The 25,687-nt window shown below is 72.4% G+C and carries 21 protein-coding genes; 8 read left to right on the top strand and 13 right to left on the bottom strand.

The genetic code is table 11. The annotated features are described in order from the left end of the window. Positions 1 to 110 precede the first annotated feature (110 nt). Positions 111 to 896 carry an NRDE family protein gene (locus KIK06_RS05025; RefSeq protein WP_268642108.1) on the bottom strand — a complete coding sequence of 262 codons (786 nt, stop codon included), beginning with the start codon at positions 894 to 896 and terminating at the stop codon, positions 111 to 113. 243 nt (positions 897 to 1,139) lie between these two features. Between KIK06_RS05025 and KIK06_RS05020 the strand changes: the two genes are divergently transcribed. Both KIK06_RS05020 and KIK06_RS05015 read left to right on the top strand, forming a co-directional pair. Next, complete coding sequence (locus KIK06_RS05020; protein WP_268642107.1) at positions 1,140 to 3,692, top strand: HAD-IC family P-type ATPase; 2,553 nt, start codon at positions 1,140 to 1,142, stop codon at positions 3,690 to 3,692. 87 nt (positions 3,693 to 3,779) lie between these two features. Then, the gene (locus KIK06_RS05015; RefSeq protein ID WP_017597477.1) at positions 3,780 to 4,259 is read left to right on the top strand and encodes a nucleoside deaminase; all 480 of its coding nucleotides are present in this window, start codon (positions 3,780 to 3,782) and stop codon (positions 4,257 to 4,259) included. Between the two features lie 39 nt (positions 4,260 to 4,298). Here the strand turns inward: KIK06_RS05015 and KIK06_RS05010 are convergent, their stop codons facing one another. The 3 genes from KIK06_RS05010 to lnt form a co-directional block, all read right to left on the bottom strand. Then, positions 4,299 to 4,943 (bottom strand): class I SAM-dependent DNA methyltransferase, encoded by a 645-nt coding sequence (locus KIK06_RS05010; RefSeq protein ID WP_268642106.1) that lies wholly within the window; start codon positions 4,941 to 4,943, stop codon positions 4,299 to 4,301. Between the two features lie 21 nt (positions 4,944 to 4,964). Next, positions 4,965 to 5,528 (bottom strand): FxsA family protein, encoded by a 564-nt coding sequence (locus KIK06_RS05005; protein ID WP_017597475.1) that lies wholly within the window; start codon positions 5,526 to 5,528, stop codon positions 4,965 to 4,967. A gap of 88 nt (positions 5,529 to 5,616) precedes the next feature. Further along, positions 5,617 to 7,296: an apolipoprotein N-acyltransferase gene (gene lnt / locus KIK06_RS05000; RefSeq protein WP_442789739.1), complete on the bottom strand. Its 1,680-nt coding sequence runs from the start codon at positions 7,294 to 7,296 to the stop codon at positions 5,617 to 5,619. A gap of 595 nt (positions 7,297 to 7,891) precedes the next feature. Here lnt and KIK06_RS04995 point away from each other — a divergent pair. The 3 genes from KIK06_RS04995 to KIK06_RS04985 all read left to right on the top strand — a co-directional run bounded on the left by KIK06_RS04995 (position 7,892) and on the right by KIK06_RS04985 (position 12,886). After that, on the top strand, positions 7,892 to 9,109 hold the full coding sequence (locus KIK06_RS04995; protein ID WP_268642105.1) for an ABC transporter ATP-binding protein: 1,218 nt from the start codon (positions 7,892 to 7,894) through the stop codon (positions 9,107 to 9,109). 236 nt (positions 9,110 to 9,345) lie between these two features. Beyond that, the gene (locus KIK06_RS04990) at positions 9,346 to 11,454 is read left to right on the top strand and encodes a prolyl oligopeptidase family serine peptidase (RefSeq protein WP_268642104.1); all 2,109 of its coding nucleotides are present in this window, start codon (positions 9,346 to 9,348) and stop codon (positions 11,452 to 11,454) included. Positions 11,455 to 11,692: 238 nt separating this feature from the next. Beyond that, the gene (locus tag KIK06_RS04985; protein ID WP_268642103.1) at positions 11,693 to 12,886 is read left to right on the top strand and encodes a cupin domain-containing protein; all 1,194 of its coding nucleotides are present in this window, start codon (positions 11,693 to 11,695) and stop codon (positions 12,884 to 12,886) included. A gap of 23 nt (positions 12,887 to 12,909) precedes the next feature. Here the strand turns inward: KIK06_RS04985 and KIK06_RS04980 are convergent, their stop codons facing one another. Beyond that, positions 12,910 to 13,671, bottom strand: a complete 762-nt coding sequence (locus KIK06_RS04980; protein ID WP_268642102.1) for a TetR/AcrR family transcriptional regulator — start codon at positions 13,669 to 13,671, stop codon at positions 12,910 to 12,912. A gap of 145 nt (positions 13,672 to 13,816) precedes the next feature. Here KIK06_RS04980 and KIK06_RS04975 point away from each other — a divergent pair, with 145 nt between their 5' ends. After that, positions 13,817 to 14,536, top strand: a complete 720-nt coding sequence (locus KIK06_RS04975) for a DUF2306 domain-containing protein (protein WP_268642101.1) — start codon at positions 13,817 to 13,819, stop codon at positions 14,534 to 14,536. A gap of 197 nt (positions 14,537 to 14,733) precedes the next feature. Beyond that, complete coding sequence (locus KIK06_RS04970; RefSeq protein WP_268642100.1) at positions 14,734 to 15,594, top strand: (2Fe-2S)-binding protein; 861 nt, start codon at positions 14,734 to 14,736, stop codon at positions 15,592 to 15,594. A 44-nt stretch (positions 15,595 to 15,638) separates the two neighbouring features. On the opposite strand, the gene KIK06_RS04965 is transcribed toward KIK06_RS04970, so the two are convergent. From KIK06_RS04965 to KIK06_RS04930, 8 genes are all read right to left on the bottom strand, one after another. Beyond that, positions 15,639 to 16,535: a DUF4352 domain-containing protein gene (locus KIK06_RS04965; RefSeq protein WP_268642099.1), complete on the bottom strand. Its 897-nt coding sequence runs from the start codon at positions 16,533 to 16,535 to the stop codon at positions 15,639 to 15,641. 144 nt (positions 16,536 to 16,679) lie between these two features. Next, a complete protein-coding gene (locus tag KIK06_RS04960; RefSeq protein ID WP_268642098.1) occupies positions 16,680 to 17,981 on the bottom strand; it encodes an MFS transporter in 1,302 nt (433 codons plus the stop codon). A gap of 50 nt (positions 17,982 to 18,031) precedes the next feature. Continuing rightward, on the bottom strand, positions 18,032 to 18,271 hold the full coding sequence (locus KIK06_RS04955; protein WP_268642097.1) for a hypothetical protein: 240 nt from the start codon (positions 18,269 to 18,271) through the stop codon (positions 18,032 to 18,034). A gap of 153 nt (positions 18,272 to 18,424) precedes the next feature. Then, positions 18,425 to 18,829 carry an aspartate 1-decarboxylase gene (panD, locus tag KIK06_RS04950; protein WP_017597463.1) on the bottom strand — a complete coding sequence of 135 codons (405 nt, stop codon included), beginning with the start codon at positions 18,827 to 18,829 and terminating at the stop codon, positions 18,425 to 18,427. A gap of 357 nt (positions 18,830 to 19,186) precedes the next feature. After that, the gene (locus tag KIK06_RS04945) at positions 19,187 to 20,146 is read right to left on the bottom strand and encodes a carbohydrate kinase family protein (RefSeq protein WP_268642096.1); all 960 of its coding nucleotides are present in this window, start codon (positions 20,144 to 20,146) and stop codon (positions 19,187 to 19,189) included. Next, positions 20,143 to 21,009, bottom strand: a complete 867-nt coding sequence (locus KIK06_RS04940; protein ID WP_268642095.1) for an ATP-binding cassette domain-containing protein — start codon at positions 21,007 to 21,009, stop codon at positions 20,143 to 20,145. Before KIK06_RS04940 ends, KIK06_RS04945 begins: the two co-directional genes overlap by 4 nt. After that, positions 21,006 to 22,061, bottom strand: coding sequence for an ABC transporter permease (locus KIK06_RS04935; RefSeq protein ID WP_017597460.1), 1,056 nt, complete (start codon positions 22,059 to 22,061; stop codon positions 21,006 to 21,008). Before KIK06_RS04935 ends, KIK06_RS04940 begins: the two co-directional genes overlap by 4 nt. Before the next feature lie 48 nt (positions 22,062 to 22,109). After that, on the bottom strand, positions 22,110 to 23,162 hold the full coding sequence (locus KIK06_RS04930) for a sugar ABC transporter substrate-binding protein (protein ID WP_017597459.1): 1,053 nt from the start codon (positions 23,160 to 23,162) through the stop codon (positions 22,110 to 22,112). 321 nt (positions 23,163 to 23,483) lie between these two features. Here KIK06_RS04930 and KIK06_RS04925 point away from each other — a divergent pair, with 321 nt between their 5' ends. After that, a complete protein-coding gene (locus KIK06_RS04925) occupies positions 23,484 to 25,595 on the top strand; it encodes a glycoside hydrolase family 32 protein (RefSeq protein WP_268642094.1) in 2,112 nt (703 codons plus the stop codon). Positions 25,596 to 25,687 lie beyond the last annotated feature (92 nt).

Genomic DNA, 25,687 nt, shown 5'->3' with positions numbered 1-25,687 from the left:
GTCTTTTTCCTACCCCCATCGCGTCGGCCGCCCACCGACTCTGCCAATCCGTAATGACACGGATGACCCGCCTCGCGCCGCCACCCCGCACCACGGACCGGCCCCGCAGGTCAGAGGTCGATCATCCGCCAGGCGTCCGGATCGGCCGGTGCGTCGGTGAACGCGTAGCGCACCGTCTCCCCGTCAGCCGCGAGCAGGGTCACCGACCCGGTGGCCCACACCCGGCCGCCTCCGAGGTCGGCGTGCGCGATCAGTCCCGAGGGGTCGCCCGACTCGTCTGTGCCCGCCGAACGCGGCGCGTCGTGGGCCGCCGCGGTGATCAACTCCGGCCAGCGCCCCCAGATCCGCTCCAGTCCGGTCTCCTCGGCCAGCCGCGCCGCGTCGGGTCTGGTCCGCGCGAACTCGGGAGTGTGGCGCAGCGCGCGTGGATCGACCGGGTCGAGCCCGGTGTTGACGATGACGCTCACTCCGACCGGGAGCGGACGGACATCCAGCCGGGCGCCGTCCCAGCTGTGCAACACGGCCCCGCGGGCATCGGCCGTCAGCAGGTGGAAGGGCGCGTACCTGGACAGCTCCACCCCGTCGAGGGGGTCCCGCTCGACGGTGGACAGGGAGTGCAGGGGAAGGTCGCCCCGACTGGCCGGATAGACGCCCTCCCAGGGCATCCGGCCATCCCACGGCCACCCGTTGAGCAGTGCCGCGGTGCGCGCGCGGGCCGGATCCACCGCCATCCACGTACCGCCCGCCAGCCGATCACGGCCGCCCACCGCCTCCGGGTGGTCGGGCCAGTGTCGTCCGGGCCCGTCCCAGGGGCGGTCCCTCATCTCGTCGCGGATCGCGGCGACGACCAACGGCGTGTCCGCTCCGGGGTCGAATCCGACGATGACGGTGCACATGGCGCCCTTCCCGACTTGTCCCTCGACGGCGTCACCGTTCATACAACCGCACGACAGGACCCGGCATCGCGCCCGGGGTGGTGATGGCTCCACCACGACCTCGGGTGTCAGCCACGGCGCGTACGCGCCCCGGTTCTTCTAGTCTGGAGATCCTCCCAGACGTGAGGTGCCCCACCCCGTCCGGTCCACCGGACGCGACACCGCCACCGGCGCCTCCCTCTCGCTTCCCGACAGGAGTCGCACGTGCCCGACCAGCCCGACGACGGAGCGGACACCGGCGGCGCCCGGCCCGGCGCGGCCTCGGCCGTGGCCTCCCCCGGCCGGGGCGGTCCGGTGACCCCTCCCACCGAGCCCGGACTGAGCCGGGAGCAGGTCGCCGAACGCGTGGCCGCCGGGCGTACCAACGACGTCCCGGTCCGCGCCAGCCGCACCGTCGGTCAGATCATCCGCGGCAACGTGTTCACCCGGATCAACGCGATGATCGCCGTGCTCTTCACCATCATCGCGGTCATCGGCCCCGTCCAGGACGGGCTGTTCGCGATGGTCATCGTGATCAACACGCTCATCGGCATCGTCCAGGAACTGCGCGCCAAACGCACCCTGGACCGGCTCGCGATCGTCAACGCCGCCCGCCCCCGGGTGGTCCGCGAGGGCGCCACGGTGCGCGTCGCCACCCAGGAGATCGTTCTGGACGAGGTCCTGGAGGCGGGCACGGGCGACCAGGTCGTGGTCGACGGCGTGGTGACCTGGGCGGCGGGGCTGGAGGTCGACGAGTCGCTGTTGACCGGGGAGGCCGACCCGGTGGTCAAGCGACCCGGCGACACCGTGATGTCCGGCAGTTTCGTGGTGGCCGGCAACGGCCGGTTCCGGGCCACCAAGGTGGGTCGGCACGCCTACGCGGCGCGGCTGGCCGAGGAGGCCAGCCGCTTCTCCCTGGTCCGCTCGGAGCTGCGGGCGGGGATCAACCGCATCCTGACCTGGATCACCTACGCCCTGTTCCCGATCGGCGGCCTGCTGGTGTACAGCCAGCTGTTCCTGGGCGGGCACGTCACGTTGGAGGAGCCGGTCGCGGGCGGCCAACTGACCGGTCCGCTCGCGGACGCGCTGCGCGGCATGGTGGCGGCGCTGGTGTCGATGATCCCCGAGGGCCTCATCCTGCTCACCAGCATCGCCTTCGCCGTGGGGGTCATCCGGCTGGGCCGCCACCGGTGCCTGGTCCAGGAGCTGCCCGCGATCGAGGGGCTGGCCCGGGTGGACGTGGTGTGCACCGACAAGACGGGCACGCTCACCGAGGCGGGGATGCGCCTGGCGCGGATCCGCGACCTGGGCGGCGGGGACGGGACGGGGTCGACCACGCGGATCCTGGCCGCGCTGGCGGCCGGCGACCCCGACCCCAATCCGAGCATGGCCGCGATCGCGCGGGGGTGCGAGGCCGCCGGCCAGGAGGCGCCCGACTGGCGGGTGACCGCCCTGGCGCCCTTCTCCTCCGCCCGTAAGTGGAGCGGCGCCAGTCTGCTCACCCCCGAGGGGGAGGAGCACTGGGTCCTGGGGGCCGCCGACGTACTCGCCTCCCCCGACGACCCGGCGGCGGCCGAGGCGGCACGGCTGGCGGCGCGGGGGCACCGGGTCCTGCTGCTGGCGCGCGCCGGGGGACGGGTCGACGCCGACGGCGCCCCGGGGCCGGTGCGGCCGACGGCGCTGGTGGTGCTCGACCAGCGGGTGCGTGAGGACGCGGCGCCGACCCTGGACTACTTCGCCGAGCAGGGCGTCGGCGTCAAGATCGTCTCCGGCGACCACGCGGCGTCGGTGGGCGCGGTCGGGCGCGAGCTGGACCTGCCGGGGGCCGACCGGCCCGTGGACGCCCGCGACCTGCCTGACTCGGCGGGGGAGATGGCCGAGGAGGTGGAGCGGGGTTCGGCGTTCGGCCGGGTCACCCCCGAGCGCAAACGCGACATGGTGCGCGGGCTGCGCGGGCGCGGACACACGGTCGCGATGACCGGTGACGGCGTCAACGACGTCCTCGCCCTCAAGGAGGCCGACATCGGCGTGGCGATGGGCTCGGGCAGTCCGGCCTCGCGTTCGGTCGCCCAGCTGGTGCTCATGGACGACCGGTTCGCGGTGCTGCCGCGCGTGGTGGCCGAGGGTCGGCGGGTGATCGGCAACATCGAACGCGTGGCGGGGCTGTTCCTGACCAAGACCGTGTACACCATGACGCTCGCGACGATCGTGGGACTGCTCGCGGTGGCCTACCCGTTCTTCCCCCGGCACGCGACCCTGATCAACGCGGTCACGTTCGGCATCCCGTCGTTCTTCCTGGCGCTGGCGCCCAACACCGACATCGCCCGCCCCGGGTTCGTGGTGCGCACGCTCCGGCTGGCGGTCCCGGCGGGTCTGGTGGCCGGTCTGGCGGCGGTGACGACCTACCTGCTGGTGCTCGGAGGACGGACCGTGCCCGAACCGGCCGACCGCACGGCGGTGGTGATCACCCTGTGCGCGACCACGCTGTGGGTGCTGCTGCTGGTGGCCAAGCCGTACGTGTGGTGGAAGGTCGTGCTGGTGGCGTCCATGGTGGGGTTGTTGACCCTGGCCATGGTGACCCCGCTCGGGCGGTGGTTCTTCGACCTGGACGTGAGCGACCCCGGAAAGCTGCTCACCGGTCTGGCGGTCGCGGGGGCGGCGATCGCGGTGATCACGGTCATCCGGGTGGTGGACGACCGGATCGACGCGCGTTCCCGGGCACGGGACGCGGCGGACTCGCCGGAACCGGAGGGGGAGCGGACCCCGGCGGCGCCCTGAGTGGGACCCGCCGGGCCGCGGCCCGGCGCCTCCCGGCGGGTGCTCGGCCGTATCGTGGCCCGGACGGCCCGGAGACGAGGAGCGGTGATGGTGGACGACGCGGATCTGCGGTACCTGCGGCGCGCGGTGGAGCTGGCGGAACTGGCCCTGGCGGCCGGGGACGAGCCGTTCGGCTCCCTGCTGGTCGCGGCGGACGGGACCGTGCTGATGGAGGACCACAACCACGTGGCCTCCGGGGACCGGACCCAGCACCCGGAGTTCGCGATCGCCCGGTGGTCGACCACGCTCCTGACCGTCTCCGAACGCGCCGACGCGACCGTGTACACCTCCGGCGAGCACTGCCCGATGTGCTCCGCGGCGCACGGGTGGGCCGGGCTCGGCAGAATCGTGTACGCGAGCTCCTCCGCGCAGCTGTCCGCCTGGCTGGCGGGGTGGGGTGTGCCCCCGGGGCCCGTGCGCCCGCTGCCGGTGCGCGACGTCGTCCCCGGGGTGGCGGTGGACGGCCCCGTGCCGGAACTGGCCGAGGAGGTCCGGGGTCTGCAGGCGCGGTTCCACGGAAGGGGCTGACCGGAGCCGGGCGGTCCACCGTCCCCGGTCACCCCCGGTTCACTCCGGCCGGCGGGCGATCAGCAGGGCCCGCGGGGTGCGCTCATCCTCGTCCCGGGCACGCCAGGTCCGGATGTGGACCTCCAGACCGGCCTCCTCCAGCAGGTCGGCGATCGTCTCCGGGGTACGCCGGTGGAAGTCGAGCGAGATCTCGTGCCCGAACCCCTCGTCGAAGTGCAGGGTCCCCTCCCCCGTCTGGAACGCGACCAGGCACTCTCCTCCCGGGGCGAGCGCCCGGTGGAACCCGGCGAACACCCCCGGCAGGTCGGTCAGGGGCACGTGGATGGTCGAGTACATCGCCACGATCCCGCCCAGGGACGTGTCCGGTACGTCGAGGTCGGTCATCGACCCCTCGCGAAACTCCACGTCCGGGTGGTCGCGCCGGGCCACGGCGAGCATGCCCGGGGACAGGTCGATCCCCGACACCTCCAGACCGAGGTCGCGCAGGTACGCCGCGACCCGGCCCCCGCCGCAGCCGACGTCCAGGACGGGGCCGCCGCGGGCGCGCACGAGTTCGCCGAACAGGGCCACCATGGCCCGCTCCAGCGGCTTGCCCGCCCACTCGTGGCGAAAGTGGACGGCGTAGTCCTCGGCGAGGGCGTCGTAGGAGGAGCGTGTGGCGGAGAGGAAGGAGGGTTCTTTCATGCTCCGAACCCTAGGAGCGGGTCAGCTCCGAGGGCCGTCGGGGTCGATCGGTTCGAAGTGCCCCTGGATGACCCGACCGTTCCCGGAACCGGGCCGGTCGGCGCCGCCACCGGGACCCGCGGAACCCCCGGGTCGGTGGCCGAACGGGCCGCCGGGTCCGCCCTGGCCGGGCACGTTGACCCCCTGGGCGGCGAACTCCTCGTTCATCCGCTCCTGCATCCGGCGCATCCGGCGCCGCGCCCACCCGGCGAAGGCCCAGCGCAGCGCGGGCCGGGTGAAGGGCAGGACCATCAAAAGGCCCAGCAGGGCGGTCAGGAAGCCGGGAATGATGAACAGGACGCCGCCCGCCATGACCATGAGCGGGTCGAGCAGGCCTCCGCGCGGCGGCTCACCGGAGCGCATGGCCTGGTCGGCGTCGCGGAAGGCCTTGGTTCCCGCCCGGCGCAGCACCGCCACGCCCAGGACCATCAGCGCGACCAGCGCCGCCAGCGTCCACGGCACACCGATCCACCCGCCGACGGCGATCATCAGCCACACTTCCAGGAACGGCAGCGCCATGAGCGCCAGCACTGTCAGCAGCGGCATCGAACACCATCCCATCGTCGGCCCGCACGGGTCGTCCCTGTAGGAGAGAACGCGCCCGCGCCGCTCAGGGTTCCCCGGGCGCGGCCGGTCACTCGCCGCTCCGTGCGCGGCGACCCGCCACCGCGGCGGCGACCACCGCGCCCAGCCCCAGGACGCTCAGCACCGTCTCGGGGACCGCGCCGAGCTTCGTGGCGACGGTGGTGCCCTCGGCGGCGGTCAGTTCGGCGACGTGGATGTCCGGTTCGGCCTCGGGCGAGGTGTAGGCGGTGGTGCCGTCGGGGTTGACCACGGCGCTGATGCCACTGGTGGAGACCACCACGGCGGGCCGCCCGTGCTCGACCGCGCGCAGCTGGGTGATGGCCAGCTGCTGGTTGGACTGCCCGGTGAAGTTGTAGTTGGCGTTGTTGGTGGGGATCACGATGATCTGTCCGCCCTCGGCGACGGCCTCGCGCACCGGCTGGTCGAAGGCGACGTCGAAGCAGATCCCCACGGCCAGGGTGGTGCCCGCCACGTCGAGGGCGCCGGGTTCGGTACCGGGGACGGCGTCGGAGGAGACCTGCTCGAGCCGCGCGACGAAGCGCGTGAAGAAGTCGCGGTAGGGGATGTACTCGCCGAACGGCACGAGGAAACGCTTGACGTAGCGCTCCCCCGGCCCGGTCTCGGGGTCCCACACCACGCTTTGGACGTAGCGGGTGCCGTCGTCGTTGAACCGGCTCATCCCCCACAGCAGCGGAACTCCGACGTCCTCGGCGGCCTCGGAGATGATCAGCTCGGCCTCGGGGTCGCGGTAGGGGTCGATGTCGCTGGCGTTCTCCGGCAGCAGCACCATGTCGGGCTGGGGGTACTCACCCGCCTCGACCGCGTCGGCCAGGGCGTGGACGCCGTCGGCGTGGTTGCGCAGCACCTGCGCGCGCTCCCCCGTGACCGTCATCTCACCGACGTTGGGCACGTCGCCCTGCACCATCCCCACGGTGACGGTCCCGGCCTCGGAGGGCCGCCCGACCGCCGGTGCCAGGATTCCTCCCGCGACGATCGCCGCGCCCGCGGCCAACCCCACGGCGGCCGTGCCGAACCCCCGCGGTCGGGCCGCGCCCGAGTCACGCACGGCCCTGGCGACGCGCAGCGCGCTCCACAGCAGCAGTCCGCCGGTGAGAGCGACCGCGAAGGTCACCAAGGGAGACGAGCCCAGGGCCGCGTAGCCGACGAACGGGGTGTCGGGCTGGGCGAAGGCCAGCTTGCCCCAGGGGAAGCCGCCCAGCGGCCAGCGGGCGCGCACCGCCTCCTGCGCCACCCAGAGGGCGGAGGTCCACAACGGCCACAGGGGCAGTCGCGCCGCCAGGGTGAGGCCCATCGCCATGGGCAGGAAGTACACGGACTCGGCGGCGGCGATGATCAACCACACGTCGATACCGAAGATGTCCTGCCAGTGCACCAGCGGCACCATGAGTGTCACGGCGGCGATCAGGCCGAGCCAGGCGGCGCGGCGCGGGCGGGTTCCGGCGACGGCGAGGAGGAACAGCGCGGCGCTGACCGGCCCCAGCCACCACCAGCCGTACGGGGGCAGCGCGAACAGTTGGGCCAGACCGGAACCCACGGCGGCGCACAGGCGCCAGAGCAGGTCGTAGCGCCCCCAGCGGTGGCCCGCGGGGATCGTCGTGGCCCGTCTCCACCGACCCGACGGCGGACGCGCCGCCCCGGATCCGTCCGCCAGCGGCGCGGATCCGCCGAACGCCGGGGCTGTGTCCTGCTCGGTGTTCTCGGCGACCACGTGGCTGCTCGCTTTCCGCTGGGGACGGGAGTGCTCGTGGTCAGCATATGGGGGGACGCGGAAAAGGCCCGAGCCACCCTTCGGACCGGCTCCGTCCCGTCGGCGGCGAGCTCGGAAGACCGTTGTCTACTGGATGTTCGGGCCTTTTCCGGGTCCAACCCCCCGCCCGGTTGTGGCGATCCGCCCCTCACCCGACCCCGGCTGCACCTGGCGCGTGATGCAGCGTCCGATCGGACGAGTGGGGGACACACAACCGGTCCGTCCAGTGCTGGACTGGTCGTTAGGTTACCCAGACTCCCCAACCCGATGCCTCAACCCGGATGCCGTGTCGTGGGGACCGCGCCGAGACCGTGTGGGGAGAACGTGATGAACCGTCGGACAGGCTAACGCACCTGAGGCCGCCACGCCAGCTGGACCGAACGGGTTTGTGACTGACCGCAATCTGATCAATCAGCAACCAGCTCTAGACATTTCGATCAGAATCGTGTCTCATGTGATCAGCAAACCTTCCTGTTTCGATCAACTTCGAAAGAACACAGGGTGCTGGGGATCTCCCGCGAGATCCCCCACCACGACCCAGCGCGGGAGCTGAACCATGGCGGAGATCGTCCTCGAGGGCGTCGACAAGATCTACGGAGGCGGCGTCAAGGCCGTCGACAACCTCAACCTGCGGATCCAGGACGGCGAGTTCATGGTGCTCGTCGGCCCCTCCGGCTGCGGCAAGTCCACCGCGCTGCGCATGATCGCGGGTCTGGAGGAGATCTCCGACGGAACGCTGGTGATCGGTGACGAGATCGTCAACGACCGCCCGCCCAAGGACCGCGACATCGCGATGGTCTTCCAGAACTACGCGCTCTACCCCCACATGACCGTCGAGCAGAACCTCGCCTTCGGTCTGAAGCTGCGCAAGGTCGCCAAGCCCGAGATCGCCCGCCGTGTGAGGGAGGCGGCGGAGATGCTCGGCCTGGAGCCCTACCTCAAGCGCAAGCCGGGCATGCTCTCCGGCGGTCAGCGCCAGCGTGTGGCGATGGGCCGCGCGATCGTGCGCGAGCCCCGCGCCTTCCTCATGGACGAGCCGCTGTCCAACCTCGACGCCAAGCTGCGCGTCCAGATGCGCGCCTCCCTCAACCAGCTCCACGAGCGCCTCGGCGTCACCACCGTCTACGTCACCCACGACCAGGTCGAGGCGATGACCCTCGGCGACCGGGTCGCGGTCCTGCGCGAGGGCCGCCTCCAGCAGGTCGACACCCCCAAGCGGCTGTTCGACGCCCCCGTCAACCTGTTCGTGGCCGGGTTCATCGGCTCGCCCGCCATGAACTTCGTCGACGCCGAGCTCACCGCCGACGGCGACGGGGCCGTGCTCACCTTCGCCGACCACAAGCTCCCCGTCTCCGGCGCCCTGCTGGAGTCGCGTCCGGCACTGCGCGGTTACCTGGGCAAGCGGATCATCCTGGGTATCCGCCCCTCCGACTTCAACGACGCCGAGTTCGACGGCAACGACGACCCCACCATCCAGGTGAAGGCGGACGTCACCGAGGAGCTGGGCACCGAGATCAACGTCATCTTCTCCGTCGACGCCCCGCCGGTCCGCCACGAGGACGCCACCGCACTGGCCAGGGACGCCGCCGGCGACGGCGAGGAGGACGGCGACTCCCTGCCCCTGTCCCAGAACAGCACCCAGTTCACCGCCCGGGTCAGCCCGCGCAGCCAGGTTCGGCCCGGCAGCGCGCTCAACCTGTCCGTGGACGTCAGCCAGCTGCACTTCTTCGACCACGAGAGCGGCCTGGCCATCGGCCACCCCGACCACGCGTAGAACGTCGAAGGGGACGCCCACACGCGTCACCGACGGGCCCCGGCCGCGAGTGTGCGGCCGGGGCCCACCCGTCGCCCGCCATCGCCCAGGGGACGCTTCGCGCGAGGCGCGGGCTACCACCCACCGGCGCGTTACCCACCGTGTTCACGCCAAACCTGACCGGTGCGCCACACTCGTGTGCCCACTGGTCAGACAGGTCTTGCTTGACCGACCTACAGGGGTGAACCAACGATGTGATGGTGCGTAACCGAGCCCCCGGAGTCGCCCCCGCACACGGCCCCCCGCCGGTCGTGGACACCCTCCACGGACGCCCCGTCCCCGACCCCTACCGCTGGCTGGAGTCCCCCGACTCGCCCGCGACCGAGCGCTGGCTGGCGGAGCGGTCCCGAGAGTACGAGCGCGAGGCCGCCGCGTGGCCGCTGCGCGCTCCCCTGGCCGACCGCATCCGCGCCCTCGTGCGCACCGAACTGTGGACGCCGCCCCGGCACCGGCCCGGCCTGCTCTTCAGCACCGTGCGCGACCCCGGCGCCGAACACCCCCGTCTGGTCGTCCTGCCCGAACACGGCGACGGCCCCGCGCGCACCGTCCTCGACCCCGGCGCCGAGGACCCCACCGGGCGCACCACCCTCGACGCCTGGGAGCCCAGTCCCAACGGGAGCCTGGTCGCCGTCCAGACCTCCAGCGGCGGTGTGGAGCGCGGCGGACTGCGCGTCGTGGACACCCGTACCGGCGCCGCGGTCGGCCCTCCCGTGCCCGGGGTGCGCTACTCCCACGTGGCGTGGGTTCCCGACGACACCCCCTCCTTCCTCTACGTCCGCCGCGACGGCGCCCGGGGCGTGCGCGGCGTGTGGCTGCGCCGTGTCGCCGACGGAGCGGAGACGCTGGTGCACGCGTGCACCGCGCCCGCGACCGTCCCGGGAGTCCGCGTGCTGGGCGAGCGGTGGCTGCTGGTCACCGAGAGCCACGGCACCGGCCACCGCACCGACCTGTGGCTCGCCGACCTGACCGCGCGCCCCGCTCCCCGGGCCCCGGACCGCCATGGCATCGCCCTCCGGCCGGTACAGGTCGGTCCCGAGGCGGAGACCGAGGCGCGCCTGGGCCCGGACGGCCTGCTCTACCTGCGCACCACGCTCGGCGCCCCGCGCCGCCGCCTGTGCGCGGTCACCCCGGAGGAGCCCGGTGTCGAGGGCTGGCGCGAGGTCGTGCCGGAGGACGGCGACGCGACCCTGGACGCCTTCACCCCCTACGCGGGCCCGGACGGACCCGCGCTGCTGGTCGTGCGCACCAGGTGGGGGATCAGCGAGGCGACCCTGCACGACGCCCGCACCGGTGCTCGCACGGGAACCGTCGACCTGCCGGGGGAGGGCATGGTCTCGGGCCCAGAGACCGCCCCGGACGGATCCGTCCACCTGGGTTACGCCGACGTCGCCACCCAGCAGAGGGTGCTGCGGCTCGCCCCCGGGGCGCGGCGGCCCCGTCCCTGGCCGGACCGGGCCGCCGCGCCACCGGCTCCCCCCGCGGTCACCCGCACCGTGCTGTGGTGCCGCTCACCGGACGGCACTCGGGTCCCGGTCACCGTTTTCACCGGCCCCGGCGGCGCACGCTCCCCCGAACCCGGGCCGACCCTCCTGCACGCCTACGGCGGGTTCGGACGCCCCCGGCAGTTCGGGTTCAGCGCGACCGTCCTGGCCTGGCTCCTCTCGGGCGGGCGGTACGCCGTGGCGCACGTGCGCGGGGGCGGCGACGCCGGACGCGACTGGCACCTGCGCGGTTCGGGCCGCGACAAGCCGCGCGCGGTCGCCGACCTGGTCGCGGCCGCCGACGCCCTCGTTGCGGAGGGCCTGTGCGCCCGTGACCAGCTCTGCCTGTCGGGCGGTTCCGCGGGCGGCCTGCTCGTCCTGGCCGCCGCCGTGTCCCGGCCGGACCTGTGCTCGGCGGTCATCGCCTCCGCGCCGTTGGCGGACATGGCGCGGTTCGAACGCCTGGGGCTCGGCCGGATGTGGACACGCGAGTTCGGCAGCGCCGCCGACCCCGACGACTTCGCCGCCCTGATGTCCTACTCCCCCTACCACCGGGCCCTGGACAGCGCCGTCCGCACGCCCGGCCGCTCCTTCCCCCGCGTCCTGCTCACCGGTTTCCACGGTGACACCCGAACCGACGCCGCCCACCCGCGCAAGATGTGCGCGGCGCTGCGCGCGGCCGCGCGGGACGAGGGACGCCCTCCGGTCCTGCTCCGGTACGAGCGCGACGTGGGGCACGGCCCGCGCGCGGTCAGCCGGGCGGTGGGACTGGCCGCCGACGCGCACGCGTTCGCGGCCCACGAGACGGGGCTGACCGGGCCCTGAGGCCCGGAACGGCCCCCGCACGGAAGAAAGTGGACAACGGCACACGGAAAGCGAGGTGCGAGATGGACCCGATCGAGGTTGAGGTCGAGGACCTGGCGGAGGTGACCTCCCGCGACATCACCGCGGGCGGCGACAGCGACGGTACCGACTCCAGTTCCGACTTCATCTGACTCCCATCCCGCCCGGTCCCACGCCTTCGCGCCGGGGCCGGGCGGGCCCCTCACGGAAGGGACTCGCCGTGACCGACCTCGGCCGCCTGTTCACACACGCCCTGCCCGAGAACACGGGCCTCACGTCCCGCCTGTCGGAGGAGTTCGTCCACACCGACCTGGGTGCGGACGCCGTGCGCTCCCTACTGACCTTCGACGACCTCAACCACCTGCTGGCCACGTGCGCCCCCGAACCGCCGCGCCTGCGCCTGCACCGGGACGGCTCCCCCATTCCGGTCGACCGTTACACCGACCGGGCGACTTCCTCCCGCTCCGCGCGCCGGGTGGTGCGGCCCGAGTCGCTCTACACCGAACTGCGCGCCGGGGCGAGCCTGGTGCTGGACAGCGTCGACCGGATGCATCCGCCCGTCGCCGCGGCCGCGGACGACCTCATGCGCCTGGTGCGTGAGAGGGTGCAGGCCAACCTGTACCTGATCTGGGGTGATTCGCGTGGGTTCGACACCCATTGGGACGACCACGACACGGTGATCGTCCAGGTGGAGGGCACCAAACACTGGCAGGTGCACGGTCCGGGGTCGCGCCCCCACCCCATGAAGAACGACACCGACCACGCCCACACGCCGCCGCGCGACGCCGACGGCGAACTCCACGTGGTGTGGGAGGGCGTGCTCCGTCCCGGCGAGGTGATCCACGTACCTCGCGGCTGGTGGCACACGGTCACCGGCACCGGCGGGGTGAGCATGCACCTGACCTTCGGTTTCACCCGCGCCACGGGGGTGGACTGGGCCGAGGCCCTGGTGCGGCGGCTGGTCGACGAGGACCTGTTCCGGCGGGACCTGCCCCGGTTCGCCGATCCCGACGCCCGGCGCAAGCACCAGCACGAACTGGTCGCCCGGTTGGTGGAGCTGGCCGAGGAGGACGACCTGAACGCCTTCCTGGCCGAGCGGGACGCCCGCTTCCCCCGGCGCACGTCGTTCTCGCTGCCCTGGCCGGTCGGTGACGAGCCGCCCGGGCCCGATACGCGCGTGGAGTTCGTGCCGATCCTGCCGCCACCGATGACCCGTGAGGGCGACCGGGTGTCGGTCACGGTGGCCGGGCGCCGCTACCGCCTCCCGGCCGCCGTGGAACCGGTGCTGGCGACGCTGGCCGAGCACCGGGAGCTGACGGTGTCCGCCCTGGCCGAGCGGGTGGGCGTGGACGCGGCCGAGGCCGCCCGGGTCGTCTCCGCGCTGACCCGGCACCATCTGGTGGTGGCGCGTTAGGGCGTGCACGGCGGACACACGCCCTAACGCGCGCTCGCCTCGGGCCGACGCTGGCGCTCGACGTAGACCTCGACGCCGTCCAGGATCCGCTCCAGGGAGAAGGACATGTCGTCGGTGGGCGCGGCGGGCGCCGCGGTGTCGGCGGCGGTCATGACCCCGTCGTCCAGCATCGCCGCGATGGTGGGGAAGCGCTCCGGTGTGACGACCCGGCCCAGGCTGCGCGCGTGGGCGCGTTCCCTCTCGGCGAGGGTGGAGCCCGCCGCCTCGGCCGCCCGCCGCATGTCGAGTTCGATGCGGCAGGTGTCCCGGACCACGCCCGAGACCGTCATGAGGACCTGGACGGCGTCGGCCGTGGTCAACCCCGCCCCGACCAGTTCGCGCAGCCCGGCCTCCATCCACCGGAGCCCGTTGGGGCCGAGCGGCGGACCGAACACGGCCGCGAAGACCACCCAGGGGTGATGGCGGTACATCTCCCGGCAGCCTGACACCCACGCCTGGATCCCGGCCCGCCAGTCCCCGTCGGCACGGGGTTCGGGCGGGTCCTGGGCCATGGCCGCGTCGACCATGAGGACCAGCAGGTCCTCCTTACTGTCCACGTGGCGGTACAGGGACATGGTCGTGTAGCCGAGCTCCCGGGCCACCCGCTGCATGGAGACGCCCTCCAGCCCCTCGGCGTCGGCGACGGCCACGGCCGCCCGGACGACCCCCTCCCGGTTGAGCTTGGGTTTGGGCCCGCGCCTGCCGGGTTCACGCAGCCCCCACAGGAGCTCGATCTCCCTTGTCATGCCCGATTCCGGCCGTCGCTCGCTCATGCCCCACCAGTCGTCGTGTGTGCGCTCGACTCCATCCTAGATATGTGTATGATCTACACTAATTAGTGCATGAGATACACGGTTTGATTCCACGGCATTCCGATCACGGAGACCAGGCATGACGCGTCCCCCCACCACACCGCCCCCCGCCGCCGACCGCCACGACCGGCCCGCCCCGACCCGCGAACGCTGGTGGCGGCGCCCCTGGATCGCCCCGCTCGCCCTCCTCGGCCTGGCCTTCGTGGCCTACGCCCTGCCGCCGTACACGACCCTGGACCCGGCCCAGGCCCGCCTGCCCGTCCGCCAGGACCTCGCCTGGCACTACCCGCTCCTGGTCACGCACATCTTCGGCGGAGCCCTGCTGACGCTGATCGTGCCGCTCCAGGTGTGGCCGTGGCCGCGCCGTCACCACCCGACCGTCCACCGCTGGAGCGGACGCGTCTACGTCCTGCTCGGCGTCCCGCTGGTCGGCGTCCCCGGGCTGCTCATCGCTCCGCTCGGCTCCACCGGCGCTGACACCCGAATCAGCAACACCCTCTGGGCCATCCTGTGGCTGGGCTTCACCGTCCTGGGCTACCTGGCGGCCCGCCGACGCGACCTCACCCGCCACCGGGAGTGGATGCTGCGCAGTTTCGTGCTGCTCTACGGGATCGCCCTCAACCGGATCATGCTCGTGCTCCTGGGACTGCTCATGCTGCCCTGGCTGCACAGCGGTTTCGGGGGTGACGTCGAGGCGATGCTCCTGTCCGTCGCCTCCTCCAGCAGTTACCTGAGCTGGGTCCTGCCCCTGATCACCCTCGAATGGTGGCTCCAGTACCGACGCCGAACCACCACCTGAACCCCCACAGAACCAGACACACCCACTCGGACCTGCGCTTTCGCCCTCCCCAGTACGCGGAGACACCAGCGTCGGCCATTGCCCCCGCGCCGCGCATTAGGGTAGCCTCACTTAATGAGGCGCATCCCGTCCCCGAGGGAACTGCGGCCGCTCCCCCGGACGTGACGGTTTCGTGCGACGAAGGGCAGGTTCCAGCGGTGACTCCAGATCCGCTTGAGGCACTGCGTGACGCGTGTGCACCACTGAGGTTCGCGCCGCTGCCCGACCTGCCCCGCTCCGGCCCGCCGGTCCCGGACATCCCGGGGGACGTCCACCGGCACCGGTCCGACCACCTGGTCACCGACGGATGGCTCCCCGTCCTGCACGACAAGCTGCGCACCGAGCACGGCCCCGGCCACCGTCTCCCGGCCGCCACCAACTTCCTCCGCGTGACCCTGCGCGAACCGATCTTCCTCGTCGCGGCCTCGCTGTACCTGACCGGGCGAACACCGCTGCTGACCCCCGACACCCTGTACCTGCCCTGGGACACGGCCCGGTCGCGCTTCGCCACCCCGGTCGTGGCGGGCGCCCGGTGGATCGTCCTGCCCGACGATCCCGCGGCCGGACGCGCGGACACGGTCACCGCCCGGGACCGGGACGAACAGCTGCGGCTCGCGGCTGAGGGGGTCGTGGACACCTTCGGCCCGCTGCTGGCCGCCCTGCACGCCCACTCGCGCGCGGGTCTGCGCACCCTGTGGGGCTGGGTGGTCGACACCCTGCACTTCTACATGCTCAACCCGGCCCGCTACCTCGGGCGCGACGCCCGCCAGGCCTGGGAGCTGGCCGCGGGGCTCGGCGACGCCGTCATCGCGGCGGGCGCGGTCACGCGCCGACGCCCGCGCCTGTTCCCCTTCGCCCCGGAGAACCCGCGCGGCACCTGGGCGGTCCGGGGCACGTGCTGCTTCGACTACAAGGGCGACCCCGAACACGGGTTCTGCACCACATGCCCGCTCAAGTGCGACGCCGAACGCCGCGAGGACCTGTCCGAGTGGCTGCGCGACCCCGCGCTGGCCCCCTGACCGGCCCTCCCCGGCTCCTGCACGTCACCGTTCCCCCCAGGGAACTACCCCCGCGTCACCGAGATCTCCACCGGCCCGTGGTAGAAGGGGTTGAAGACGACCCGGTCCACGTTCACATCACCGCGCACGGTGATCGTCCCGCTCACGCTCTCCCCCGGAGCGAGCTTTTGCACCTCCAGCTCGTTGTCGTCCATGGCGATGGCCTCACCGGTGCCGTGCTCGACGCCCTCGGTGTCCACGATCGAGAAGTACAGCGGGTTGATGTCGATCTCGTCCTCACCGTTGTTGGTGATGGTCACCTCGACGGTCGTGTACGCACCGTCGGTGTAGAGCGGACTGGGCTCGAACTCGGTCATCCGCGCGGTGATCTCCTCGGTCACGTCCTCCGCCGTGGGCGTGCCCTCAGGCTCCATGGTCTCCGACACGTCCGGGGACATCCCGTCACCCCCCGCCGCGACCAGCAGGAGCGCGGTGCACCCGCCCAGGAGCAGCAGCAGGAGCAGGAGGACGCCGCAGCCGATCCCGATGATCTTGCCCCATGGCGTGGGCTTGGGCGGGGGCGGACCGTACCCGCCGGGCGGCGGCACGCCCCACGGCGGCCCCTGCGGGGGCGGCGGAGGCGGCGGCCCCCCGGGGTAGCTGCCGGCCCCGGCTCCCGCCATGTCCGTCTCGCCGTACCCCGGGGCGTACCCGGCGTGCTCGAACCCGGCCTGCGCCCGTCCGCTGGGACCCTCCGACGGTTCACCGGTGACCGGCTCCGGCGGCGCCCCCGTGGGGTGTTCCCCCGGTGGAACCCCTCCGGGCGGCCGACCAGGCTCCTCGGGCCCCTCGGACCGGCCCCAGGGCTCCTCAGGCTTCCCACCGGAGGGCCCCTCACCGCCCTCGGCCGGGTGGGGCCCCGGACGCTCCTCCGGTCCCTCCTCAGGCTCTCGGTCGGTCATGAGCACACCCCTCGTCCAGCCGCGTCCGCCCACCGGGGCCGGTAGGCGCCTTCCGAACTGCACCGTAACCGCGCGAGAGCCCGCGCAGGGGGCACCACCAGGGCGTTTCCGGTAAAGGTCCGGCCGAGTTTTCGGCGTGACCGCTCAGGAGGTGTCGGCGCCCCCACCGCGACCGGCCACGAGCGCGCGCACCGCGAGCACCACGACCGGGAGGGTGAACAGCGCGGCGAACAGGTTGAGACCGCCAAAGCCCGCCTGGGTGAGCACGACCCCCGACATCGCGCCCGCCGACGCACCACCCAGGTTCATGAGCAGGTCGCTCAGGCCCTGTACCCGCGGACGCACGGCGTCGGGCACCGACTCGGCCAACAGCGTCGACCCGGACACCAGGCCGAACGACCACCCCAGGCCGAGCAGCACCAGGCCAAGCGTCACCCGCGCCTCGTCGTCCCCGGCCGTGCCGGCGACCGCCACGGCCGTCAAGAGCACCCCCTGGCCGGCCAACAGCACGGGCACCGGGCCGAGACGGTCGGTGAGCCAGCCCACGAGCGGGGAGAACGCGTACATCCCGGCGATGTGCAGCGAGAGAGTCAGTCCGACGACCGTCAGCGCGACCCCGTGGTGGGACATGTGCACGGGGGTCATGGTCATGACCGCGACCATGACGGTGTGGCTGGCCACGATCCCGACGATCGCCAGCAGGGCCCGGGGGTTGCCGGTGACCTCGGGCAGACCCGACAGCGGGGACCGCCGCGTCGGAACCGCGGTGGACGGGCCGGCGCCGGGTGCGTCCACCCGCGCGGCGCTCGCCAGCAGCGGGTCGGGGCGCAACAGCACCAGCGTCAGGGCCGCGCCGAGGGCGAATCCGGCGGTGGTGAACAGCACCGGACCGAGCAGTTCGGGCAGACCGACCAGCGCGGCCACGCGCCCGCCGACACCGATGAGGTTGGGGCCCAGCACGGCGCCGACGGTCGTCGCCCACACCACGACCGACAGGTCGCGGCCTCGGGTGCCCTCACCGGCCAGGTCGGCGGCGGCGTGCCTGGCCTGGAGGTTGGTGGCGGTCCCCGCGCCGATGAGCACCATGCCGACCAGGAACGGGACGAACCACTCCATGACCGCGGCCGCGATGACCACGGAGCTGCCCACCCCGCCCATGGCCCATCCGAGTGCCAGCCCGGGACGGCGTCCGCGCCGCGTGGCGATCGAGGCGAGGGGCAAGGCGAACACGGCCGCGCCCAGCGTGATCATCGTGGTGGCCATACCCGACCAGGTGTCCGAACCGGTCAGGTCCCGGGCGATGAGCGCACCCACGGCCAGCATGGAGCCCATCCCGATGCCGCCGACGACCTGGGTGAGCATCAGCGTCAGAACGGTACGGCGCTGCAGGCGAGCGCGCTGGTCCTCCGTGAGCCCCCGACCGCCCGACGTGGATTCCGTGGTCACGAGGCCCGCCTTTCGATTCATCCTGACAACGGATGAATCGTAAACCTTCGTCACTTTCGGCCGTAGCGCCACCTCAGGTAACCGTGCTCACGCTCCACGGAGCGCATCAGCGCGTACAGCTCGTGATGATCACGCGCGCTGATCACGAGCCCCTCCTCGGGTACCACCGGCCAGCACGCGTACGCCCAGAAACAACGGGTGTAAAGGCCCCACAGGACCGTCCACGCCCCCTGTTTCTGCCACTCGATGTACTCGGCGACCCGCCGCCGCTCCTCGTCAGCACCGTCCATCCCGCCGCTGGACGTACCCGCCCCGGAGCGGCACCGAGCAGGCCGGATCCGGCCATCCGGGGTGGCCCGACCCCGAACGCGCCCCGCCGCCGGACGCGCACGCGTCCGGCGGCGGGTGCTCCGTCACCGGCCTTCGGACCGGAGGGAGGGCGGTCAGCGCCCGGAGACGAGTTCGCTCCCGGGGATCGGCTCGGCCGGGTCGTTGCCCAGCGCCACGATCCGGTTGTCCCGGTCCACGTGCACGATGTGCTGGACGTGCTCAGCCCGCTCGGCCTCGGTGACCTGGGCGTAGGAGATGATGATGACCAGGTCGCCCGGGCTCACCAGACGCGCCGCGGCGCCGTTGATCCCGATCACGCCGCTGCCGCGCTCACCCGTGATCGCGTACGTGACGAGTCGGTTGCCGTTGTCGATGTCGACGATGTGGACCTGCTCTCCGTCGACGATGTCGGCGGCGTCCATCAGGTCGGCGTCGATCGTCACCGAGCCGACGTAGTGCAGGTCGGCCTGGGTCACGGTGGCTCGGTGGATCTTGCCGTTGATGAGGGTGCGCAGCACTGCTCAATCCTCGCTTCAGGTGTGTTGCGGACTACAGGCCCCCAGGACGGACACGATGGACGGAGTCCACCGCACACCCCTGGACGGGTCCCGTGCTCCCCCCCATGATGGCCTCACCCGGAGGTCTCCCCGACCACGGGGGTACCACTAGGCGGTGTTTCTTCGGGCCCGCCGCTTCGCTTCGGCCCGTGTTCGGCCACCCGCAGGGCAGGGATTCCTCATCCTCACCTTCGCCTGACGCTCGTTCCCCGCTCGCGGTTCGACTCCGCCCGCCCGACGCCCTCCACCACCCTCAAAGGACGCCTACGGCGCGGCCCCGTCCACAAGCACCCTGCCGGCGCCCGAACCGGTCAACACTCAGCGGCCCCCCGGTGTTCCGCGCAGGAACCGCTCCACCCCGGCACGGTCGGGAGGGTCGGCGCCCTCGGTCGTACAGGCCAGCGCCGCGGCCCCGGCCGCGAACTCCAGAACCTCCCCCGCCGTGCCCGGGGCCAGCGCGGCGAGCTTGCCCGGACGGTCCAGGTAGCCCAGGTCGGACAGGCGGGCGAGCACGGCCGCGCCGAAGGTGTCGCCCGCGCCCACGGTGTCCCGGACCGAAACCGGCGCGCCCGGCACCGACACGTGGTCGCCCCAGCGCGCCGACAGCGCCACCGCCCCGTCGCCGCCCCGCGTGAGCAGCAACAGGTCGAGTTCGTGCCGGACGACCAACCGCTCGGCGACCGTGACCGGGTCGCGCCCCGGCTCCAGCCACGCCAGGTCCTCGTCGCTCACCTTCACCACGTGGGCCACGTCCATCCACCGTCCCGCGCCCTCGGTGAACGCGGCCCGGTCCAGCCCCACCGCGGGCCGGGCGTTGACGTCGTGGAAGATCACCACCCGGTCCCGGTGGGACCGCGCCCACTCACGCAGCACCCCCGCCCCCGGCTCCAGCGCGGCGGCCAGGGAGCCGGTGTGGATCGCCCGGACGTCCTCGGACGGTTCGGGCAGCTCCTCCGGACGCCACTGCCAGTCGGCGGTCCCCTGCAGGTAGAAGGAGTACTCCGCGGCCCCGTCGGCGTCCAGGCCCACCACGGCCATCGTGGCGTGCTCTCGGGCGGCCACGGCCCATTCCAGGTCCACCCCGCGTTCGACCAGGTGGGCCCGGATCTGGCGCCCGAACACGTCACCGGACAGGCGGCACACCAGGGCGGCCTCCTCACCGAGCCGGGTCAGGGCGACCGCGGCGTTGGCCGGTCCGCCGCCGGGCACCGCCCGCCACAGGCCGCCGTCCTCCTGGGGAACCAGGTCGACGAGGGCTTCGCCGCACACGAGGATCATCGGACGGCCCCCGGCGCCAGGGCGCTCTCTGGCAGCTCCGCCGGATCCAGGGCACCGGTCATCACCGCGACCGCGTCGGACATGGAGCATCCCGAGGGATCGAGGGTGGCGGCCCGACGGCCCAGCCGCTGGACGTGGACCCGGTCGGCGATCTCGAACACGTGCGGCATGTTGTGGCTGATGAGGATCACCGGCAGCCCCTTGTCGCGGACCCGGAGGATGAGGTCGAGAACCGCACGGGACTCGCGCACGCCCAGCGCCGCGGTCGGCTCGTCCATGATCACGACCCTGTGGCCGAAGGCCGCCGCACGAGCCACCGCGACCGCCTGGCGCTGACCGCCCGAGAGCGTCTCCACCGCCTGGTTGGGGTTCTGGATGGTCATGATGCCCAGGTCGTCCAGGTGCCGGGCGGCCTCGGCCCGCATCCGCGCCCGGTCGAGCATCCGAAACACCGACCCGAGCACGCCCGGGCGGCGCAGCTCCCGCCCGAGGAAGAGGTTGGTGGCGATGTCCAGGGACGGTGAGACCGCCAGGCTCTGGTGCACGGTCTCGATCCCCGCCTCCCGGGCGGCGATCGGGGTGGGCAGCCGCACGGGCGCACCGTCCACCAGGATCTCCCCCTCGTCGGGGACGATCGCCCCCGACAGGGCCTTGATCAGGCTGGACTTGCCCGCGCCGTTGTCGCCGATGACGGCGAGGATCTCCCCGGGGTAGAGCTCCAGGTCGGCCCCGGACAGGGCGGTCACCCCGCCGTAGCGCTTGACCAGGCCGCGTGCCTGGAGAACCGGCCGCGTGGTGGAAGGGTCGGTCACCGTCTCCTCCGGTGGTGCGACGAGGTCGGTCCGTGGGGTCGGCTGGGTCATCGTCGAACCTTTCTGATCCACTGGTCGAGGGAGACGGCGAGGATCACCAGGACGCCCACGGCGAAGTTCTGCCACAGCACGTCCACCCCCGCCAGGGACAGGCCGTTGCGGCACACCCCCACGATGAGCGCGCCCATGACGGTGCCGATGATCATGCCCCGCCCGCCGAAGAGGCTGGTGCCGCCCAGGACCACGGCGGTGATGCTGTCGAGGTTGTCCATGACGCCGGCCTGCGGGCTGGCCGAGGCGATCCGGCCGATGAGCATCCACGCGCCCACCGCGTACACCAGGCCCGCGACCGCGTAGACACTCAGCAGCACCCGGTTGACCCGGATGCCCGCCAGACGCGCGGCCTCCCGGTCGTCACCGGTGGCGTACACGTGCCGCCCCCACCGGGTGCGGTGCAGCGCGTAGGCCAGCACCGCGACGATGACCAGCATGAGGATGGAGCCGTAGGTGATACGGGTGTCGCCGACGGTGACCACCCGGCCGGTCCACAGCAGCAGGTCCCCCATGTCCGCGCCGCGGATCGTCTCACTGCGGGAGATCCACAGGTTCAGCGCGAAGAAGATGTTGAGCGAGCCCAGGGTGACGATGAAGGGCGGCAGCTTGACCCTGGTGACGAGGAAGCCGTTGAACAGTCCGCATGCCATGCCGCTGGCCAGGCCCACGAGGAGGGCGACCGGCGCGGGCACACCCAGGTCGGCCGACAGCCTCCCCATGATGATGGAGCACAGCACCATGATCGAGCCCACCGACAGGTCGATGCCCGCGGTGAGGATGATCAGGGTCTGGCCCAGCGCCAGCGTGCCGATGACGGCCGTCTGCTGGAGGATCAGCGACAGGTTCGTGGGCTGGAGGAAGTTGGGGCTGATCAGGGCGAACGCCAGGACGGTGATCAGCAGGACCGCGGCCGGACCGAGGGTGGCCTGGGCGTGCAGGAGGTTCTGGATCCGGTCGGCCAGGTTCTGGGGGCGTACGTCGGCCTCCGGCCTGAGCGGCGGCGGTTCGGGGCTCGCTGTGGTCACCCGAGGGGTGTTCGAGGTGGTCACGGTGGTTCGGTTCTTCCTTCGTCTCGTGGCGGGCGGGCTCCGGCCGACTCAGCCCCAGCAGTTCTCCTGGCCCCAGGCGCTGTCCCGGGACTCCAGGCCGTCGGCCTCCTCGTCGGTGACGAGCTCGACGCCGGTGTTGACGAAGTCCAGGCCCTCGGACGCCTCGGGCGTCTGGCCGGACTCGGCGTACTCGACGACCGCCTCGACGCCCATGGCCGCCATGTCCAGCGGGAACTGCATGGAGGTGGCGCCGATGACACCGCTGGCGACGTTGTCCACGCCCGGGCAGCCGCCGTCGACCGACACGATGGTCACGTCGTCGGTGCGGCCCGCGGCGCGCAGCGCCTCGTAGGCTCCGGCCGCGGCGGGCTCGTTGATCGTGTAGACGAGGTTGAGGTCGGGGTCGCGCTGGAGGAGGTTCTCCATCGCGGTGCGCCCGCCCTCCTCGGCGCCCTCGGTGACGTCGTGGCCGACGATCCGGGGGTCGTCCTCGTCACCGATCTGCGCCGGGTCGGCGATGTCGACCCCCAGCCCCTGAAGGAAGCCCTGGTCACGGGCGACGTCCACGGCGATCTGGTTGGGGTTGAGGTCGAGCATGGCCACGCGCGGCTCCTCACCGGCCTCCTCGAACCGCTGGGCCGCCCACTGCCCGATGAGCTCACCGGCGAGGAAGTTGTCGGTGGCGAAGGTGGCGTCGACCGCGTCGGCGGGCTCGGTGGGGGTGTCCAGTGCGACGACCATGATCCCGGCGGCGCGGGCCTGGTCCAGCACGGGAACGATCGCCTCGGAGTCGTTGGGCGTGATGAGGATGCCGTCGGCGCCGGCGGCCATGAGGTTCTCCACCGCCTGGACCTGGCTCTCGTTGTCGCCGTCGTACTCGCCGGAGTAGGTCTGAAGGGTCACGCCGTGCTCGTCGGCGGCCTCCCGGGCGCCCTCCTGCATCTTGACGAAGAACGGGTTGGTCTCGGTCTTGGTGATGAGTCCGACCAGGACCGTGTCGTCACCCCCCTCCTCGCCGCCGGAACAGGCGGCCACCGAGGTCACCAGACCCAGTCCCGCGGTGACGGCCAGGGCCCGACGTGTCCACGGTGCGTTCGTCATGGGTTTCTCCTTCTGCGCGGCCACGCTGGACGCGAGGCGGGGGATCAGTGCGCTGCCACGAGACTCACATCACCGAGACAACGATGTCCCGAAAGTTTCATAGAGGCATCAAGCCTGTGTCAACCCCTGAAGTAACAGCAGTTCAATCAACCAGGACAATCAGGGAGACCCCGTTGACAACGTTGACTCACTCGATGCATGGTGAGCCACGTCACCGACCCCGGAAACCTCCCAGCAACCCACGGATCGCCCGGTCGCCACCACCACTGGCCGCGAGCCCCCGCCGTGGAACCTCCCTCGGGGTCGAGATCGGAGAGGCACATGCACCGACAACCGCTCCACCGCACCCCTCGCAGACGCTCCCGGAGCACAGCCGCCCTGGCCGTCGTGACCGCCCTGGCCACCGGAGCCGCCCTGACCCTCACCGCCGCGGCGCCCGGCTCCGCGACCGCCGACCACCCGCACCGACCCCAGCTGCACTTCACCCCGGCCGAGAACTGGATGAACGACCCCAACGGCCTCGTCCACCACGACGGCCGCTACCACCTGTACTTCCAGTACAACCCCGAGGGCGACCAGTGGGGCAACATGTCCTGGGGGCACGCCACCAGCCCCGACCTGATCCACTGGGAACAGCAGCCGCTGGCCATCCCGTACACCGACCAGGAGCACGTCTTCTCCGGCGGCGTCGTCTTCGACGAACACAACACCAGCGGCCTGGGCACCGCGCAGAACCCGCCCCTGGTCGCCGTCTACACCAGCGCCCACACCGACGCCTCCGACCGCCCCGGCATCCAGGCGCAATCCCTCGCCTACAGCCTCGACGGCGGCTACACCTGGGAGCGGTACGAGGGCAACCCCGTCCTGGACATCGGCGACCCGAACTTCCGCGACCCCAAGGTGTTCTGGTACGAGGAGGGCGGCTACTGGGTGATGGCCGCCGTCGTCGCCACCGACCACGTCGTCCACTTCTACCGTTCCGACGACCTCCTGGAGTGGGAGTTCCTCAGCGACTTCGGCCCCGCCCACGCCGACGGCGGCATCTGGGAGGTCCCCGACCTGTTCGAACTCCCCGTCGACGGCGACCCCGACGACACCCGTTGGGTACTCATCGTCAACCTCAACCCCGGGTCGGTCGCCGGAGGGTCCGGCGCCCAGTACTTCGTCGGCGACTTCGACGGCACCACCTTCACCCCGGAGCACCTCGTCGACTCCGGGCCGCCCGAGGGCGAGGTGTTCGCCGACTTCGAAAGCGGTTACGGCGACTGGGAGGTGATCAACGACCTCGACGGCACCGGCGGTGACGGACCCTTCGGCACCGTGCCCGCCCAGGGCACCCTGCCCGGCCAACAGCACGTGTACGGCTACGAGGGCGAACACCTGCTCAACAGCTTCGTCGGCGGCGACGCGCCGCGCGGCCACGCGACCTCACCCGAATTCACCATCGACCGCGACCACGTCAACCTCCTCGTCGGCGGAGGAAACCACCCCAACACCGGCCAAGGCGGGGACGCCTCGGTCAACCTGGTCGTGGACGGCGAGGTCGTGCGCACCGCCACCGGCCGCGACAGCGAACACCTCGACTGGGTCTCCTGGGACGTCAGCGACCTGGTCGGCCGCACCGCCCGCCTGCGCGTCAACGACGACGCCACCGGAGGCTGGGGCCACATCCTCCTCGACCACGTCGTCCTGTCCGACCACCCCCAGCCAGGACTGGCCGACTACGACTGGCTCGACTGGGGCCGCGACTACTACGCCGCCGTGTCCTACAACGACACCCCCGACGGCGCCCGGATCACCATGGCCTGGATGAGCAACTGGCAGTACGCCGGGGCCCTGCCCACCACCCCCTGGCGCGGCCAGATGGCCCTGCCCCGCCAGCTGGAGCTGGAGACCATCGACGGACGGCCCCGGCTCGTCCAGAACCCCGTCGACCAGCTCCAGGAGGTCTACGAAGCACCGCTCTACCAGCGCGTCCGCGTCCCCGTCGGCCCGGGCGGCCACCACCTGGTCGACCCCGGACCCGGCCAGGCCCACCAGGTGGAGGTGACACTCCGGCCGAACGGGTCCGACGAGATCGGCCTGCGCGTCCACGACGACGGCGACCAGGCGACCGTGATCGGCTACGACACCGAGGCGGGGGAGCTGTTCGTCGACCGGACCCGCGCCGGGAACACCGGCTTCCACCACGCCTTCCCCAGCCGCGGCGCCGTCCCCCTGCCCCTGGAGGACGGCACGCTGCGCCTGCGCGTGGTCGTGGACACCTCGTCGGTGGAGGTGTTCGCCGCCGACGGCCGCGCGGCACTCACCCACCTGGCCTTCCCCGACCCCTCCGCCACCGGCGTCACCCTCTACACCAGGGGCGGGAACGGGCTCGCCGAGGAGGTCACCGTCCGCCCGCTCACCCCGCACCAGGCGGGTGCGGCACAATGAGAGCGTCCCCACCCGCCGGAGACCGGCGATGAGCGCTCAGGGGCGGTGCCTCCCGGCGCCGCCCCGCCCGCCTGTGGGAACGACGGTCAAGG

The sequence above is a fragment of the Nocardiopsis sp. EMB25 genome, assembly GCF_026797795.1.
GTDB lineage: Bacteria > Actinomycetota > Actinomycetes > Streptosporangiales > Streptosporangiaceae > Nocardiopsis > Nocardiopsis lucentensis.
Note: the sequence above shows the minus strand (reverse complement) of the source record. Positions and strands in the feature narration are given on the sequence as shown.